The organism is Shewanella sp. T24-MNA-CIBAN-0130 (assembly GCF_040310185.1).
Classification (GTDB): domain Bacteria; phylum Pseudomonadota; class Gammaproteobacteria; order Enterobacterales; family Shewanellaceae; genus Shewanella; species Shewanella psychromarinicola.
In genome coordinates this window covers 1-18,048 of the sequence record NZ_JBEOPP010000074.1, presented here as the reverse complement: position 1 = coordinate 18,048, position 18,048 = coordinate 1, and the positions used below count along the sequence as shown (strand labels likewise).

At 43.6% G+C, this 18,048-nt stretch carries 12 protein-coding genes; 4 read left to right on the top strand and 8 right to left on the bottom strand.

The features are described 5' to 3' along the window. Window positions 1-334 precede the first annotated feature (334 nt). The 7 genes from AAEZ02_RS19795 to argC form a co-directional block, all read right to left on the bottom strand. A complete protein-coding gene (locus AAEZ02_RS19795; RefSeq protein WP_101033227.1) occupies window positions 335-1,480 on the bottom strand; it encodes an HlyD family secretion protein in 1,146 nt (381 codons plus the stop codon). 2 nt (window positions 1,481-1,482) lie between these two features. Continuing rightward, on the bottom strand, window positions 1,483-1,866 hold the full coding sequence (locus AAEZ02_RS19790; RefSeq protein ID WP_124012768.1) for a DUF3302 domain-containing protein: 384 nt from the start codon (window positions 1,864-1,866) through the stop codon (window positions 1,483-1,485). A gap of 741 nt (window positions 1,867-2,607) precedes the next feature. After that, complete coding sequence (argH, locus tag AAEZ02_RS19785; RefSeq protein WP_124012769.1) at window positions 2,608-3,972, bottom strand: argininosuccinate lyase; 1,365 nt, start codon at window positions 3,970-3,972, stop codon at window positions 2,608-2,610. A 142-nt stretch (window positions 3,973-4,114) separates the two neighbouring features. After that, complete coding sequence (locus tag AAEZ02_RS19780) at window positions 4,115-5,338, bottom strand: argininosuccinate synthase (protein WP_101033230.1); 1,224 nt, start codon at window positions 5,336-5,338, stop codon at window positions 4,115-4,117. Between the two features lie 75 nt (window positions 5,339-5,413). Continuing rightward, the gene (locus AAEZ02_RS19775; protein ID WP_101033231.1) at window positions 5,414-6,319 is read right to left on the bottom strand and encodes an ornithine carbamoyltransferase; all 906 of its coding nucleotides are present in this window, start codon (window positions 6,317-6,319) and stop codon (window positions 5,414-5,416) included. A gap of 14 nt (window positions 6,320-6,333) precedes the next feature. Beyond that, window positions 6,334-7,113 carry an acetylglutamate kinase gene (argB, locus tag AAEZ02_RS19770; RefSeq protein WP_351124664.1) on the bottom strand — a complete coding sequence of 260 codons (780 nt, stop codon included), beginning with the start codon at window positions 7,111-7,113 and terminating at the stop codon, window positions 6,334-6,336. 30 nt (window positions 7,114-7,143) lie between these two features. Further along, a complete protein-coding gene (gene argC, locus AAEZ02_RS19765; RefSeq protein WP_351124661.1) occupies window positions 7,144-8,124 on the bottom strand; it encodes an N-acetyl-gamma-glutamyl-phosphate reductase in 981 nt (326 codons plus the stop codon). Between the two features lie 261 nt (window positions 8,125-8,385). On the opposite strand from argC, the gene argE reads away from it, so the two are divergent. From argE to AAEZ02_RS19745, 4 genes are all read left to right on the top strand, one after another. Then, on the top strand, window positions 8,386-9,537 hold the full coding sequence (gene argE, locus AAEZ02_RS19760; RefSeq protein WP_124012772.1) for an acetylornithine deacetylase: 1,152 nt from the start codon (window positions 8,386-8,388) through the stop codon (window positions 9,535-9,537). 152 nt (window positions 9,538-9,689) lie between these two features. Continuing rightward, entirely contained in the window at window positions 9,690-12,338 is a 2,649-nt protein-coding gene (gene ppc / locus AAEZ02_RS19755) for a phosphoenolpyruvate carboxylase (RefSeq protein WP_124012773.1), read from the top strand. Beyond that, window positions 12,335-12,874, top strand: coding sequence for a YceB family lipoprotein (locus AAEZ02_RS19750; RefSeq protein ID WP_124012774.1), 540 nt, complete (start codon window positions 12,335-12,337; stop codon window positions 12,872-12,874). The genes ppc and AAEZ02_RS19750 overlap by 4 nt, the downstream gene beginning before the upstream one ends. A gap of 185 nt (window positions 12,875-13,059) precedes the next feature. Continuing rightward, a complete protein-coding gene (locus tag AAEZ02_RS19745; RefSeq protein WP_351124658.1) occupies window positions 13,060-16,119 on the top strand; it encodes a DUF2339 domain-containing protein in 3,060 nt (1,019 codons plus the stop codon). A 56-nt stretch (window positions 16,120-16,175) separates the two neighbouring features. Here AAEZ02_RS19745 and AAEZ02_RS19740 read toward each other — a convergent pair whose 3' ends face one another. Further along, window positions 16,176-17,450 carry a CinA family nicotinamide mononucleotide deamidase-related protein gene (locus tag AAEZ02_RS19740; protein WP_124013003.1) on the bottom strand — a complete coding sequence of 425 codons (1,275 nt, stop codon included), beginning with the start codon at window positions 17,448-17,450 and terminating at the stop codon, window positions 16,176-16,178. Window positions 17,451-18,048: the final 598 nt, after the last annotated feature.

Here is an 18,048-nt window from a genome sequence, read left to right as displayed (position 1 = left end):
TATCCACGCTCAGTGCTCTACATACCCAGTCGCTATCCACTTAGATATAAACAATAGTGCTTATCCGAATAGCATTAGATACCTTGTATCGGGCTTTTTCATACCAATTTTCATATCATTAACACAAATCAAAGCATTAAGATTACGGCCTCCATCAGCAACAGCACACTAACTGACGGAGACTGCTCAATGAAAGATCGCTTTAGTCGCGCAGATAAAGCGCTGTATTGCGCCAAACGAGGCGGGCGAAACCAAATACAACAAGCACAGACTCGATAATCCCGATCATTTATGTGTCATAGTCATCCGTCACAAATGCCTCCATACAACAAGGCTAATGGCCTTCGGCAAATAAATAATTGAGCCAGCCCTGCATTCTTAACAATACCTTTCGCATGACCGCAACATGGCTAAAATGATCGGTATAAATAGCCACTTGTCCCGCAACCCCCGCAGGCAATGATTGCCTTATTGCGTTATCTTCTAGCTCAATCAACACCACGACTCGGCCGCGGTGAAACAACTTATTTGATGACTGTAAATTACCACTAAATTGGATCTCACCTTCTGCCATTGCGGGCAGTATTTTGGCAACTTTGCCTTTAAACACTTGCCCTGGCATGGCATCAATTATCACCTCAGCCTCATCACCTTCTTTAAGGCGTAACAGTGAGTTTTGCCAAAAAGCACCGGCAAAATATCGGGTTTCATCCGGAATAAAGGTTAATGCAGGACGTAATGGTAAAGGCACTGCCATAACACCTTTTCGCAGCGCCAACTGCGTCACAACACCATTTGCCGGCGCCCTAACGACTGTTTGTTGTAAGTCATACTCGGCCTTGGCGAGTTCAGCTTGAAGGCCCGCCACTTTGGTATTAACCCCGTCAATATTTGACTCATAGGCCAAACGAGTCCGCAGTTCCTCTGCTAAGGCGCCATCAAGTTGCGCTAATGAGGCAATGTATAACTGGCGGCGGTTGTCGAGTTCAAGCTCAGTAAAGGGTGAATTACGCCCGGCTTTTTTACGACCGTCGTCATAACGACGATAAGCGGATCCGCTACGATCTTTATCTGCAGTGGCTTGTTCAACTCTGGCAGTTGCAACCTGAAATGCGGCTTCAAGCTGCGGCACTTGCAGCTCAGCTTCTTTTAGCGCTGCTTGTTTTTGCTTAACCATTGCAAGGTAAGGTGTAGGGTCAATTTTAAATAACACCTCACCTTCTTTCACTGGCGTGTTCGGCTTAACATTGACTTCGATAACCAATCCTTTAACTGCGGGCACAATCGGAATAGTGACGAAATACTCGCGAGCAAATTTCGAATAGGGGTGGTTGTAATTCATTAAAATTAATAAAGTACCAATTAACACAATTCCGCCGAGAATGGCCGTCGGCACGGTCCATTTAGTTAACGGAATTTTAAATACTTTAAAAACTGCGATGCAAAATGCGGTATAAGTCAGTATGAGTAGTAAGTCCATGCTTATGCCTCTTGTGAATGTTCATCTGAAACGGGAGGAGTCGAGACGACAGAACGTTGCTCTAATAGCGACAAACGATCTGTTAGTACTGTGACATGATTCATTAGCTCTTTAACTTCACCCTCAAGTATCAATTCTCGCTTTCTCGAATCACTAAACCCCCAGCCTCTATCTTCACGATATAACGTGGCCCAAATCCATAAAAATGGCCAAATGGCATGCAAAGTAAATAAGCTTACCCAACCGGCAATATGCAGTGCATCTTGTTGTGGATGATTACGTTTTTTCGCAATCTCGTAGGGAATATCATGAATCGCAATAATGCCGTAAAAAATAAATATCACTACAAAAAATATAATCCCTAGCGCAAAATAATCTAAAAACATAACGTCTCCCTGTTACCTTGATTAAATATAAGTCATTTCAATCAGTATAGAACCGATTAAAAAAAGAACCTGTTGATGTTAAAAATATCCATAAAAAACCCTCTATTATGCGTCAACACAATAACGGGCTATTTATGTAAACATCAGGACAAATCAAGTCGGTATTAATCACCTACCATTGTTGCAAAAACTCAAGTCGCGACATATCTTACTCATCCGGTTGCCATGGTTCATCAGACAAGGACTCAACCGTAAAGTCACCTAACGCCGTAGGCTCTTCACTGTGACATAATGAGTTCATTGGCTAAGTAATGCAGGACGGCGCTCTAATACAATGTGCCTAGCACATAGGGCCTTTGCGTTGGGCTAATGCACCTTTATACACTTTAAGATCCATCAACACTGACCTTCCCCCTGCAAGCTCACGGTGTAACGTTGCACTAACGCCATTAACCCGTCACCCTTTCACTTCAAACGTAATGAATAGGATCTGAAAAACTAAAGCGATATTTAGGCCGCATAATGCTGGCGCGGGCGCCATAGTGTAATAACACAGACTGGAAATATAGGCATTAGGATTGAGCAAGTAACTATCATCAACCGACAGCAGCATTGAATAAGAGGACAAGGTTCACTCGCTAGCGTAACCCTCGGCCATGAGTGATTAACACAAAAAAGCCCTGCCGACTTATGTCCACAGGGCTTTTATAGGCAGTCGTCCAGCGTCGAACGATGCAAAGATTAAGCTTTTTTAGCCGCTATCGCTGCTTGAACTTGGTTAATAGCAGTGCCACCTAATACGTCACGTTTTTCTAAACAGGCTTCAATAGTCAAGTTAGGATACACGTCATCGCTGATCACCTTGGCAAACGGCTGTAACTCAGCCACGGTGAGATCTTCAATCGGCTTTTGCTGAGCAATAGCAAATACCACCACTTCACCCACCACGTGATGTGCTTCACGGAACGGCATACCTTTAGCCACAAGGTAATCAGCTAGTTCTGTTGCATTAGCATAGCCTTGTTGTGCGGCCACCAGCGCTTGTGGACGGTTCACTTTTAAGCCGGACAACACTAAAGCCGCCATATCTAAACAAATAGCCCAGCTGTCGACCACATCAAACAAGCCTTCTTTGTCTTCTTGCATATCTTTGTTATACGCCAATGGCAGGGCTTTCATGGTGGTCAAAATGCCCATTAAACTGCCATAAACACGGCCTGTTTTACCACGAATAAGCTCTAATGCATCGGGATTTTTCTTTTGTGGCATCAATGACGAGCCAGAGGTCACTTCGTCAGCCAATGAGATAAAATTAGCTTCGCCAGAGTTGAAGAAAATTAAGTCTTCGGCCATGCGGCTTAAATGCATCATGCTGATTGATGCTGCGCTGCATAATTCAACCACATGGTCGCGATCTGACACACTGTCTAAGCTGTTTAAGGTTGGGCGAGCAAAGTTTAACGCTGATGCGAGCGCATGACGATCAATCGGATAGGCGGTACCCGCTAACGCACCTGAACCTAATGGGCAGGTATCGGCACGATTAAGCGCATCTTGCAGGCGGCTAATATCACGCTCATACATTTCCACATAGGCTAACGCCCAATGACCAAAGGTGATCGGCTGTGCACGCTGTAAATGGGTGTAACCCGGCATAACCGCATCAACTTCACGTTCAGCAAGGGCAACTAACTCTGCATGCAATGTACCTAAACGTACCAGCAAAGCTGCACCTTCTTTTTTACACCATAGCTTTAAATCAGTCGCGACTTGGTCATTACGAGAACGACCTGTATGCAGTTTTTTTCCTAAGTCACCGACTTTGGCAATCAACTTTTGTTCAACAAAGCTGTGAATATCTTCCGCGCCGTTGCTGATAATGGCCTGTGGATCATTACCCACTTCCACCAGCAGTTCATTTAAAGCCGCTTTTAAGTCGATACATTCTTTAGCCGTAATAATCCCGACACTGGCAATAGCGTCTGCCCATGCGATAGAGCCGACAACATCTTGTTCAAATAAGCGGTAATCCACTGGCAGTGAGTCATTAAATAATTTGAAAAGTGCACTGGTTTCGCCCTGAAATCTTCCGCCCCATAATGCCATTTCGGTATCCTCTTTTTCGATATTACAATTCAATGATGTCGGTGTAGTTGATATCAACTTTGTTATAATCACTTTTTTAAAAATGAGCAAAAGTGATTATAAGAAAGGCGCTTTGCAGCGCCTTATATTGTTTGCTTACTGTCTATTTAGCGTTTAGCGCGCGAATACGGCTTGGTAACGAATATAAACGAATAAAGCCTTCAGCGTGTTTTTGATCGTACACGTCATCTTCACCAAAGGTGGCAAAAGATTCTGAATACAAGCTGTTTGGCGAACGTTTTTTAACAGCCGTTGCTTGGCCTTTGTAAAGCTTAATGACCACATCACCGTTAACCGATTCGGCTAATGATTCAGATGCAGCAATAAGTGATTTACATAATGGTGTAAACCAACGACCGTCATACACTAGGTGTGACATTTGGGCGGCAATTTGCTCGCGCCACGTACGGCTGGTTTTGTCCAAGACTAATTCTTCAATGGCACGAAGACCGGCAAACATTACCGTTCCACCTGGGGTTTCGTAACAGCCACGTGATTTCATCCCTACAAGACGGTTTTCGGTAATGTCGATACGACCTACACCGTGTTTACCTGCGATGTCGTTTAACGTCATTAATGCAGCATATGGCGATAAAGCTTCATCGTTTACATGAGTAATACGGCCATGTTTAACGCCTAACGACACATATTCTGGCTCGTTTGGCGCATCTTCTGGGGCAACGGTTAACGTCCATACGCCTTTTGATGGCTCGTTCCACGGATCTTCTAACTCGCCACCTTCGTGGGAAATATGCCATGCGTTTGCATCACGGCTATAAATTTTAGTCGCTGAAGCTGCGGTTTTAATATTACGCTCTGCGAGGTAATCCAGTAAGTCTTCGCGGCTACGCATTTCCCACTCACGCCAAGGCGCAATCACTTTTAAGTCTGGTGCTAATGCCGCAAAACAACCTTCAAAGCGTACCTGGTCATTGCCTTTGCCGGTACAGCCATGGCATACCGCGTCAGCGCCAACTTTACGGGCCACTTCAACTTGCGCTTTGGCAATGATTGGACGCGCCATTGAAGTGCCGAGTAAATAGGTACCTTCGTAAATAGCACCCGTTGCGATCGTAGGATAAATATAATCTGCAACTAATTCCTCTTTTAGGTCAACGATATAACATTCGCTGGCACCTGAGGCTAACGCCTTTTCAGTTAAGCCCACTAACTCTTCTTCACCTTGGCCTACGTCGGCACAGAATGCGACGATTTCGCAGTTATCATAGGTTTCTTTTAGCCACGGGATAATGGCTGAGGTGTCTAACCCACCAGAATACGCCAATACCACTTTTTTAACGCCGGTTTTTTTCACTGCATTAGACATGTTTATTTCCTAAAATCGATTACGTATATAGTTAATTTAATAACGCCAACGGCACTATTGACTTATATAATGAGACTAACTTAATAAGGTGACTAATACTGCATTTTGCGCATGCATACGGTTTTCTGCTTGATGTAAAACCAATGAACCTTCACCGTCCATCACCTCGTCGGTCACTTCCACGCCGCGATGCGCAGGCAAGCAGTGCATAAAGAATTTAGCCCCAGCTTTAGCCATTAACGCACGGTTGACTTGATACGGTGCAAAACGGGCTTTTATATCCGCCAGCGGTGTTTCATCACCCATTGAAATCCACGTATCCGTATAAATAGCATCGTGGCCTTCTATGGCATTAATGTCAGCACTTAAGGTCAATTTGCCACCATTTTTTTGTGCTAAAGCTTGTGCTTCGCTGACGATTGATGCGTCAGGGAACGCGCCCTCAGGGCAAATCACTGTCATCGTTAGGCCCAAAATAGCCGCACCGTAAATGAGTGAGTGTGTCACATTGTTACCATCGCCCACATAAGCCAGTTTAGCTTGGCTCACATCATCAAACTGCTCGGCTAACGTTAAAAAGTCAGCAAGTGCTTGGCACGGATGGTACAAGTCTGACAAGGCATTAATAACAGGTACGCTGCCATGTTCAGCTAATTGCTCAATCGTGGTATGCGAGTAGGTTCTAGCCACAATAGCATCGGCCCAACATGAAATGTTAGTGGCAAAGTCAGCAACCGATTCGCGTTGGCCCAAGGCACCATTTTGTTGATCTAAGTATAAGCAATGACCACCTAATTTATTAATGCCAATATCAAAACTGACTCGGGTACGCAATGATGGTTTTTCAAATAGCATCACAACGCTTTTACCATCTAAGGCGCGACGGTACTCAGCAGGGGTGTTCTTAATTTTTTTAGCCAGTTCAATGATGGCTAAAAGCTGAGATTGAGTTAACTCTTTTATCGACAATAGGTGCTGCATAGACTACTACTCCATTAAGGTTGTATTTGAGTCCCGACGGACCCACCTTTGACTAAGGTTTTTAACTGTTCAGCATCACGCCACGAAGCAATCTGCACGGGTTTCCCCATCCATTGCGCGACTTCTAATGCGGCTTCCACTTTAACTTTCATGCCTTTTTCAATCACCCCTTGGGCGACTAAGTATTCAATTTCACTTTTATTTAAGCAGTTAATTAACTGGCCTTTACCGTCTAATACGCCCGACACATCTGACAATAAAACTAAGGTGCCATTAACCAATTTAGCTAACGCAGTTGCCGCTTGGTCAGCATTAACGTTTAACATTTTACCTTGGCTAGAAATGGCAATGGAGCTACAAATTGGCATCCAACCTTGGCCTAAAATAAAGTTTAAATAGGTGGCGTCTTTTGGCTCAACTTCACCAACGAGGCCTAAACGCTCATCTTTAATTTTGGCATTTACCGTGTTGCCATCGCCTAGGCTCATGCCCACACTCACAATACCCGCTTTAGCAGCCGCGGCTTGTAGAATTTTGTTCGATGTGCCCGCTAATGCACCAACCACAATAGGAATTTGGTCTTCTGGCGTGACACGTAAACCATCGAGCTTAATGGTTTCTTTACCATTAGCGGCTAACTGTTCGTCAACTAGGCAACCACCGCCATGGACTAATATGACTTGCTGACCTGCAGCAAGCATTTCTGCTGCGGCTGTCATTAAACGCGCAATACCCATTTCGCACTGGAGTAATGCACCACCCACTTTTAATACTAATACAGATTTTGTCGCCATGATTCTTATTCCTTTACTAATGCGATCCGATTACACACCGAAATGGATTTTAATGCACTGTAGCCCTTGGCTCGCAGCACCTTTCATTAAATTATCAATCGCACTGGCGACCACTAAATAACCGCTATTGGCATCATATTTCCAACCTAAATGACAATTTGGTGTATTGACGACATCATCCACTTTAGGAAATTGATTATGCTTTACCGTCACGATGGGTGCGTTGTCATACACGCTATACGCTTTGATCACATCGGCTTCGGTGGTACCTGGTTTTAGTTGTACGGTTATCGTCGCTAAAATACCACGCTTAAAGTTACCTAAATGCGGCGTAAAGATCACTTCTTGGCCTAAATGTATGGCAATTTCAGGCTGGTGTCTGTGGCCTAACACACCGTATGGCGTTAAGCTGACTTCGCAAAAATTAGTGTGCAGTTGCGCTTTACGACCCGCACCAGTGACACCACTAACGGCATTAATCACCGGATACATCGAGGTTAATAATGACTTTAATGGTTTTAATGCAGTGAGCGACGCTGTGGGGTAACAACCTGGCACAGCAATCATTCTGGTTTGTTTAATCTGCTCGCTATGCCACTCTGCTAGACCATATACCGCCTGAGCTAATACGTCAGGATGAGTATGCTCAAAGCCGTACCATTTAGGATACTGTGCCAAATCAGCAAAACGATATGCACCGCTTAAGTCGAACACTGCAAGACCTTGGTGGTAAAACCATGCGGCAAGCTCTAGGCTCACTGAATGCTCAGTCGCTAATACCACGGCATCGGCTTCGGCAACGATTCGCTTTTTAGCCTCATCGGATAGCGGCGAAAGCGTGTAAGCCATGTGGCTATATGTAGGGTATAAGTCGGCTAATTTACGACCTTTATCTACACTATTTTCCGACACATACAACCCTTGAACGCTGAGATTGCAGTCTGCGTTAATCAACGAGGTGATTTGTGCACCTGTGTAACCACTGGCGCCAATAATTGCGATGCTTTTCATAAGTTTGTTTTCTTTTTGATAGTGATAGAAAGTGTCAGCATAGACTATGTAGACGGGATCCGTCTAATTTCGGACTATCGTCGCAGGACGTTCGCGTTGATTATTGATATAGTGGATTTAGCAGCGAGAAAGCACATATTTATTTTCATTTTTATCGTTCTATTTATGGTGTCGGTTAATGCTGTTTGCTAGACTACCACACAATATTAATTATGCAATATATGTGAATAAGTATTTTAAATATTATTTTTAGGATAACCCATGAGCACACTCCCAAATCTAAAAAGTTGTTTTACACAGCTGATTGCAGCGCCATCAGTCAGTGCAATCGAAGCTGAAGACGATATGAGTAACCATGCAGTTATCAACTTGTTGCAAAACTGGTTTAGCGAGCTTGGTTTTGAATGTGAAACGCCTACAGTAGAAGATTCACGTAACAAGCAAAATCTTATTGCTAGAATAGGTTCTGGCAGCGGCGGGTTATTATTAGCAGGCCATACCGATACCGTACCATTTGACGAAGGCCTCTGGAGCCAGAGCCCATTTGAGATGGTTGAAAAAGATAATCGCTGGTATGGTTTAGGCACCTGTGACATGAAAGGCTTTTTTGCACTAGTGCTTGAAGCATTAAAAGACATGCCACTGGACCAATTTAAACGCCCGTTGACTATTTTTGCCAGCGCGGATGAAGAGACCACCATGAGCGGTGCCAAAGCGTTCGCCGATTCCAAAGCAGTGGCCCCTGATTATGCGGTTATTGGTGAACCCACCAGCTTAAAACCTGTCTATATGCATAAAGGTCACTTAGCTCAAGGGATCCGTGTGATTGGTCGCAGTGGCCATTCATCAGATCCAGCGCGCGGCCTCAATGCCATTGAAGTTATGCATAAAGTTATTAGTCAGCTAATGACACTAAAACAGCACCTAAGTGAAAATTATCGCGAAGATGCATTTACAGTGCCTTACCCAACAATGAACTTTGGCCATATTCATGGTGGTGATGCTGCCAACCGTATTTGTGGCTGCTGCGATTTACACTTAGATATTCGCCCATTACCTGGCATGGAGTTAGCTGAACTCGAATTAATGGTATTGAACTACTTATCCGATATCAGTAAGGAGTATCCTGGTAGCATTAGTGTCAGTACTTTGTACCCAGGTGCAGAATCGTTTGCTGGAAAAGCAGATAATCCGTGGACCAAATTGGTGGCAGAGTTATCTGGACATGATGCCGAAGTGGTGAACTATTCAACCGAGGCCCCCTATATTAATAAACTGGGCTGCCAAACCTTAGTATTGGGCCCTGGGAGTATTAACCAAGCTCATCAGCCAGACGAATTTATTGGCTTAGAATACCTAACGCCCACGGTCGAATTAATTAAGAAAATGATTTATCACGCATGTATGAAGTAATCGTCTCGGTTAGGTTTTTTTAATCATATAAATGTAATATTTTTACGAAATAAAATTACTAAGCACACCACCCGTGTATTGACCGATATTGATACGCTGGGTATTGTAATGGTTGAGTATTGACAAAGTAGTTCTTTTTTTGGGGAGTTAGTATGACAGAGCAAACGGCAGATATGTATGCGTCACTTCGATCAAATGTAGGAAATTTAGGTCAGATATTAGGTGAAACGATGCAAAACCATTTAGGTGGTGCATTTTTAGAAAAAGTAGAACAAATTCGTATTTTAGCCAAGAAATCTCGCCAGGGTGACGAAGCCTCTCGCGAGCAAATGCTCGCATTATTAACGGCTTTACCTGACGAAGAACTGGTGCCTTTCGCTAAAGCCTTCAACCAATTTTTAAATTTAGCCAATATCGCAGAACAATTTCATACTATTAGCCGCAATTGCGACGAGCTCGTGTGCGTGCCCGATCCAGTAGAACAGTTACTCGGACACATGCTGGATACCGATTTAGACAAAAAAGATGTCATAGAGTGCTTAAAAGATTTAGACATCGATTTAGTATTAACCGCGCATCCAACAGAAATTTCACGTCGTACGTTAATTCAAAAGTACGCTGGGGTAGTTGATTGCTTAACCGAGCAAGAGAACAAACAGCTAACTGAGCGCGAACGCAGACAAAGCACCCTGCGTCTTCGTCAACTTATTGCCCAAATTTGGCATACCAACGAAATCCGCAGCGAACGCCCTACACCCGTTGATGAAGCTCGCTGGGGGTTAAGCACTATCGAAACCTCATTGTGGCAGGCTATCCCTGATTTTTTGCGTCAACTCAATGATCAAGTTGAACAAAAAACCGGACAACAGCTGCCTATTGATGTATGTCCAGTCAGATTTTCAAGTTGGATGGGCGGCGATCGTGATGGCAACCCATTTGTGACTTCAATCGTTACCCAAGAGGTACTCGACCGTAATCGCCATGCTGCAGCAAGACTGTATTTAAAAGATATTGTGACCTTGCTTGGCGAACTTTCGATGGATCAAGCTAATGCTGAATTATCAGCGTTAACCGACAACAGCAAAGAACCGTACCGCGATGTATTACGCCAATTGCGTGGCCAATTACGTAATACTATCGATTACCTTAATGCCCGACTTGAAGGTAAAAAACCAGACATAGATACCAGCGAGCTGATTTGGCACAAAACTGATTTACTGCAACCACTAGAGCTACTTTACAAAAGCTTATCCGATTGCGGTATGAAGTTGATCGCCAATGGACTATTACTCGACATCCTGCGCCGTTTAGCGTGTTTTGGTATTCACATGCTACGCCTAGATATTCGTCAAGATGCATCACGCCACAGTGACGTAATAGCTGAACTTACCCGTTATTTGGGCATGGGCGACTACAATCATTGGGACGAAAATGAAAAACAAGCCTTTTTACTGCGCGAATTAACCAGTAAACGTCCGCTCATCCCAGTAAACTGGCAACCTAGCGATGACGTTGCAGAAGTCATCAGAACCTGTGCTTTAGTCGCACAACAGCCGGTAAATGCATTAGGGTCATACGTGATATCAATGGCCAGCAAACCGTCTGATGTATTGGCCGTATTATTACTACTAAAAGAAGCCGGTTGCACTAACCCGATGCATGTAGTGCCGTTATTTGAAACCTTAGCCGATTTAGAGAGTGCAGCTGATTGCATGACTTCGCTACTGAACATTGATTGGTATCGAGGTTACACCAAAGGTATGCAAGAAGTCATGATTGGTTATTCTGATTCGGCTAAAGATGCCGGCGTAATGGCAGCAGCTTGGGCACAATACCGTGCACAAGAACAATTAGTTGCGGTGTGTAAAAAAGCCGACGTCAAATTAATGTTGTTTCATGGTCGTGGCGGTTCAATCGGTCGTGGCGGCGGACCGGCTCATAAAGCGATTTTATCGCAGCCACCAGGCTCGGTTGATGGCCGTATCCGCGTGACAGAGCAAGGCGAAATGATCCGTTTTAAGTTTGGTTTACCTAAATTGGCAGTCCAAAGCTTAGCCCTATATACCTCAGCGGTGATGGAAGCGACATTATTACCGCCTCCTGAGCCTAAAAAAGCGTGGCGAGATTGCATGCAACGCATTGCTGAAGAATCGGTGCTGCATTATCGTGGTATTGTTCGTGAGGAACCTGACTTTGTTGCGTATTTTAGAGCCGCCACACCAGAAGTTGAATTAGGAAAACTGCCATTAGGCAGTCGCCCAGCTAAACGAAAAGTCGACGGTGGTATTGAAAGTTTACGTGCCATTCCATGGATTTTCGCGTGGTCACAGAATCGCTTAATGTTACCGGCTTGGCTTGGTGCTGGCGAAGCATTACAAGATGCGGCAGATCGCGGCGAGCTTGAACTATTACGCGAGATGGAACAACAATGGCCATTCTTTGAAACCCGTATTTCGATGCTAGAAATGGTGTACACCAAAGCAGAGCCTAACTTGGCGAAATACTATGAGCTGTGTTTAGTTAAGCCAGAACTACATCATTTAGGTGTCAAACTACGTCAACGTCTGCAACTGGGCATTGACGCGGTATTGTCATTAACCCAAGCAACAGAGTTAATGTCACATACACCTTGGAGTCGTGAATCTGTTAAACTGCGCAACCCTTACATAGACCCTCTTAACTTTTTACAAACCGAGCTATTAGCCCGTACACGTAGAGAAGTTGAGCCGTCGGAGCATGTTCAGCTAGCATTAATGCTGACCATTGCCGGCGTAGCAGCAGGAATGAGAAACACTGGATGATACCCTTGATCAAAACCTTTGGGCTTGGACTGTTATTGTTACTGACTGGCTGTGCCAGTCAGTACAGCATCACCGAGTCGGAAATAGAGCAATACCTTAATAAAGACATGCACTTTGAAGTCAAGCAAGGCAACAAGTTAATTGGTGTCTCAGTGAAGCTCAATGACATGCAAGTGGTATTAGGCGCTAAACCCGATACCATGGCAGTCACGGCAGCAACGATTATTACTGTAAATAATCCGTTACTACCCATTCATGCCAAGCTGAAGACTACATTTGAAGCGGTGCCTTGGTATGATACTAATACCAAAAGCGTTTATCTGCGTCAGTTAGACTTAGTGAGGGTTGAGTCAGAACCCGCTGATATTGAGCGTTACATCAGCCAAGTTACCCCACAATTAATGGGTTTTTTACGTAATTACCTTGAAAACCAGCCAGTGTATACCTTAGACACTCGCGACAGTAATCAAGCATTAATGGCGAAAATGACTAAAGAAATTGCGGTGCAACAAGGTAAACTTGTAGTGAAATTTTAATGTTATTATCACAGTAATAGAAAGCACCTTAGGGTGCTTTTTTATTGCTTCAAACTTACCTACATGCACATAGTCTAGAAAGGCTGAACTTCTCAAGTCTCAGAAAACGGTGCATTTCCTAATCAATCAGAACCACGTACAATAACTTGGCAATATTGGAGTGCATAATAATCATGGGATAAATGATGCCGTTAATGGATGACGTAGCAAAACTAAAAGCACAGCTGGCGGAGCTGTCTTCACAGCAAGGCGCTCAACAAGCTGACTTAACTCGACAACTCGATCAGTTTAGCCAACAACTTGATGCATTAGCCCTGCAAGTGCAGGCGCAAAATAATAATGAACAACCAATAGCGTTGTCTGATGAAAACATACATGCACCTGTGCCTAAGAGTCGACCAAACGATTCGAGCGGCAGTATCGTTGCCGATACACCTCAATACTCGTCTGCTGCTTGGGAGCGCCAATCGTTAGACACAAGTCATTCAGCGTCAACATCATCCATATCAGCACAACAAACTTCGGTAGTAACAAAGTCACCAGCCAGACAAAGCGCCTTAAGTGCAATGGTCGCTCAATTAGCTGAAGCCATCGGCGAGTTGAGTACTTCGGCGTTTTCACCCTTATCTGGGTTAACCGAACAAGCAAAAGAATTCTACCAACATTACCAAACTAAAGGATTAGGCCCAGTCTTTTTAATGACCCTTGCCGGCATTATCACGCTTACATTAGGCTTTGGCTATTTACTGCAGTTTTCAATTAATAATTGGTTTTCTGAGTTAGGTAAGGCCTTACTGGGCCTAGGTGTCGCCAATAGCATTATCGCTGGCGGCGTATTCATTCGTCAGAAACGTCCTGGCATGCAGGACTTTGGCTCTGGGCTTGTTGGCCTAGGACTTATTCTCAACTATATGTGTCTGTATTTTCTTGGGCCATATTTTAATCTTATTAGTGATATAGCCTGCTTTAGCTTGTTATTGCTTAATACGATATTGGGTTATGGCTTATCATTAAAACTCGACACCAAAGTGGTCGCAATTGTCGCCTTGCTTGGCGGTTCGCTGGCGCCGCTGATGTTACTTGATGGCGGCCAAACACCGTTATTATATTTACCCTACTTAATGCTTATCGGTATCTGCTCTATGGTACAAAGCCATAAGTTAGCCTGGCCGATGTTAATTGAAGTAACCGCACTGCTTCATATTGCCTGTATCCAAATACTCAGTTTATTTATTCCATTACCGTTTTCAATAATCGATTGGCAAACCGGCTTAGCATTGCTGATGATCAATGGCTTATTTTACCTCTATAGCATTGGCAGTTTGTTATTTATCATAAAATCGACGTTAACACCAAGGCTGCTAGCGGTTCCAATCGCACTCATGGTTTTTACTCTCTACACCCTAACGGAGTGGAGTGTATTTGCTGGTGAGCTATTTGCACTTAATGCTTTCCTTTGTGCACTATTGTATTGGGTGATTAAACGCGACAAGGATATTGGCGCTCTTTCTTTGGCCTTTGCGGGGAGTTTTGCAGGCTTTGCGGCTCTATTTTTACTCAGCGCTGAACTGATAGGTTTAGTATTGCTGCTAGAAGGTTTATTGTTATTGTGGATTGGCTGCAAACATCTGTTTAGCCCCATTCGAGCAGAAGCTTATGTATTACTAATGGTAGGTATAATCAGCAGCTTTATTCATGTTTTCGATGTGCTAGCTCAATCTCATTACAATGATGAAGGCATATTGGGTTATCAGGGTCTACTGACTCTATTGATGATCCTGACCTGCGCGATGACCTATTTAGCGCAAAAACTACTATCTCGACATAAAGCTGACTTAGTGAAATTCGAACACCTTGCGGTGCGATTTATTCATGAGTTACTTGGGGTACTTTATTCGGTCACGATACTACTCATCAGCTTTTTTATCACTGATGAATATTGGCTCAATACATTGCCACTTATTGGTTTATTACTTTTATACATGAGCGCTAAGCACACCTTACGTTTTAGTGAAGTATTAGCCTGGCTATGGCAACTGCCTTTATTAGGTGTAATCATTTTTGCCATGCTGGACGCCAATAGTCTTAGCTTTTCAGACCAAGCCCTGAATGCCAAGTTAGCCCGTATCGAACTGTTTGTGGGATTATTACTGGCCTATTATTGGTACCAAAAATACTATGCTGCTGCCAAGTTAATCCGCTTTGCTTACTATGTTCAGTTAGCTTGTTACTTAGCCTTACCGTTACTGTTATTACCCAAAATAGTTCGTAGCTACCCTGATTACATTGCTATTTATTTGTGGTTCAGTTGTATTGTGAGTGTTGGTTTAGCGTATTTTGTTAACCACAAAAGTCTTCGTTATGAAGCACAAATACTCACAGTAATGGCAACCATAATCACCGCCGCTATGTGTCTGGCAGAGCAATGGCAAGGGCTTGTTGCATTAGTTTTAGGTTTACTCTTTGTTGGATTTATTACTTTACGCTATTTGCAATTCCCCACAAAATGGCAGCAAATTACCACCCTACAATGGCACCTTGGACCGTATTACATCGCCTTGGTGATGGCAGTATTAAGCCAAACGTTAACTAACTTACTGCATCCTTCATGGGCAATTACCGCATTAATAGTGTGTGGTTATTTCTGCATTATTACCGAAAGAAGCAATCGTGTCGGTCAACGTTTAAAGCAAGCCTTAGCGCCGAGTTATAGCTTGGCGTACTCTGCAATCTTTATCTGTGCCATTTTACCTATCGTGTTTCACAGTGAAGCACAGTTAACGTTAAACATTGATAGTTTGCTGACTAATTTAGCAGAGTTTGGAGTGCTCGTTTTATTAGGTCGATATTTACTAACAGCCAGATTAGGCATTAGGGCACACAGAAAAATTATCTCTTATATCGCGCTTAAGTGGGCTTGGCATGCTTTATTGGTGATAAGTTACCTATTATGGAGTTATCAATTCAACCTGAGTATTGCTGCGCCAATGAGTGCTGTGCTGCTGGTTGTGCATGCCTGTGTGGTGATGTTTATAAGCTTACGACCTAAGCAAGCAAGCCTAGTCAGGCTCGCTGCACTGCTATTCGCTTTGGCTTGTATAAAGGTGATATTTGTCGATATGGCGTCCTTTGAACTCATTCAAAAAATCGTCGCCTTTATTCTGATTGGGGTTATTTTACTGACAGTCGCTTACTTTTATCAAAAAGCTAAAAACAGCCAACCGTTGAACGAAGTTGAACCCTAGTCATTAAATCAAGCTTGCCTACCCTTTGTTTACGGGTAAGCAAACTTGTTATGCGACTATTTGGCGAAACGAGTTATAGCAGGATAATCGACTATTACAGCTTCTTCGAGTAACGCGCGGCGAAGCATATCGTAAGCAATCGCGGTACTCATACTGCGAACAAGCTGACGAGAACGCTTTGGTAATTTCACCATTTGGCTATACACGCTATGCTTTGTCGCAAGCGCTATTGCAACAGTCCCTACGGGTTTGTCATCAGAACCACCCTCAGGACCAGCAATACCGCTAGTGGCTAAAGCAAAGTCACTGTCTAAAATACCTCTTACACCTTGCGCCATAGCTTCAACAGTAGGAATGGAAACCGCACCATGATCGTCTAGTATCTGTGGATTAACACCCAATACCTTCACTTTAGACTCATTACTGTAAGTTACTAATCCATGGTGTAAATAAGAAGAGCTGCCAGCAAAGTCAATCAACTGACTGGTGATCATTCCGCCAGTACAAGACTCTGCCACACTTAAGCTCAAGCCTGACTGAAATAAACGATGATGAATTTCGGCTGCTAATGTAGGACGATTCTCCGCAACAACGGCACTTCCTAACAGAGTTTTTACCTGTTTAGTGACATCATCCAAATAGCGCATAGCCTTCTCACCACGGGCAAATATCTTAATTTCAATGTGCGGCATTGAAGAACGATACCCTAACTCGATACCCGCGGGTAATGTAAGTTCCGATAAAGTGTCTGCCAATGATGACTCACCATGACCAATCGTAAGTAACTTTTCTAGAGCCGATTTTTCAGCGACCCCATACTCTTTGGTGATAAAGGGAATAAACTGCTCAGTAATCATGTGTTTTAGCTCAAATGGCACACCTGGGGTAAAGAATAACCACGCATTATTCAATTTAACCCTAAAGCCGCAAGCAGTGCCAACGGGGTTATCGACCATAATCGCCGAGGCCGGTAACCAAGCTTGCTTTAAATTGCTTTTGGCCATCACTCGATTATTACGGGTAAACCAGTCTTCTAAATGTTCACGCCATTGCACATTCTCGACAAGATCTTCGCCCTTAGCCTTAGCCATCGCTAATGCTGACATATCGTCGCTGGTAGGCCCCAAACCACCATTAACAATGATCACATCAGCATGCTTGCTACGCTCTTGGAATACGGCAACAAGATCAGCTAAACGATCGCCAACTGTCACTCTGTGCTGCATTTCAATACCCATTTCCATCATGGTATTAGCAACCCAAGCAGCATTGGTATCTACTATCTGGCCTGATAACACTTCTTCGCCTGTGCAAATCATTTCTAACTTCATCATTATTCCTTATCACATCCAATTGGCACTAACTTAGGTGACCAATATGTGAATGGCAAGAAAATAGACCGAATTATAGAAAATTAGATCATAAGTAGATGAATGAATTACAACAATTCAACAGAAATTGCTCAAAATAATTAAATGAGATCACACAAATACTCTAGAGCAGATTTGAGCGAATAGAGACAAAAACACAGATTCTGTTGTGACTTACAATCCCCTAAGTGAATGATAATAGTGCAATCTATAGATATTATTGGTCTGCAAGGTTAGTATTTTTATATGTTGAGGATCCGTTGTACGAGGCAAAGTGGGAGCTGATAGTAATGAGAATAACCCCGTATGCTTTCGGCGCACCAGACAGGCAGTTTTAGTGTGATCAGCCACTAAATTCGTCAATGATGGGAGTGAATGTCCAATAATAGAGGAAATATTGTTGGCTCAATTGAACAGCGAAGTTCACGCAGACAAAATGTCGTCGAGACTATAGATGATCGATAATGATCGCTCTATGACTTGTATTTCACCAAATTTCAGATACAAAAAAGCCTCGTCATATGACGAGGCTTAGATGTAATTGGCGGAGTGGACGGGA

Excerpts from the sequence above, each read along its gene's own strand:
- argE (WP_124012772.1), top strand. The coding sequence starts at position 8,386 with ATGAGCACACTCCCAAATCTAAAAAGTTGTTTTACACAGCTGATTGCA.
- argC (WP_351124661.1), bottom strand. The coding sequence starts at position 8,124 with ATGAAAAGCATCGCAATTATTGGCGCCAGTGGTTACACAGGTGCACAA.
- AAEZ02_RS19795 (WP_101033227.1), bottom strand. The coding sequence starts at position 1,480 with ATGGACTTACTACTCATACTGACTTATACCGCATTTTGCATCGCAGTT.
- AAEZ02_RS19775 (WP_101033231.1), bottom strand. The coding sequence starts at position 6,319 with ATGCAGCACCTATTGTCGATAAAAGAGTTAACTCAATCTCAGCTTTTA.
- AAEZ02_RS19780 (WP_101033230.1), bottom strand. The coding sequence starts at position 5,338 with ATGTCTAATGCAGTGAAAAAAACCGGCGTTAAAAAAGTGGTATTGGCG.
- ppc (WP_124012773.1), top strand. The coding sequence starts at position 9,690 with ATGACAGAGCAAACGGCAGATATGTATGCGTCACTTCGATCAAATGTA.
- AAEZ02_RS19750 (WP_124012774.1), top strand. The coding sequence starts at position 12,335 with ATGATACCCTTGATCAAAACCTTTGGGCTTGGACTGTTATTGTTACTG.
- argB (WP_351124664.1), bottom strand. The coding sequence starts at position 7,113 with ATGGCGACAAAATCTGTATTAGTATTAAAAGTGGGTGGTGCATTACTC.
- AAEZ02_RS19745 (WP_351124658.1), top strand. The coding sequence starts at position 13,060 with ATGCCGTTAATGGATGACGTAGCAAAACTAAAAGCACAGCTGGCGGAG.
- argH (WP_124012769.1), bottom strand. The coding sequence starts at position 3,972 with ATGGCATTATGGGGCGGAAGATTTCAGGGCGAAACCAGTGCACTTTTC.
- AAEZ02_RS19790 (WP_124012768.1), bottom strand. The coding sequence starts at position 1,866 with ATGTTTTTAGATTATTTTGCGCTAGGGATTATATTTTTTGTAGTGATA.
- AAEZ02_RS19740 (WP_124013003.1), bottom strand. The coding sequence starts at position 17,450 with ATGAAGTTAGAAATGATTTGCACAGGCGAAGAAGTGTTATCAGGCCAG.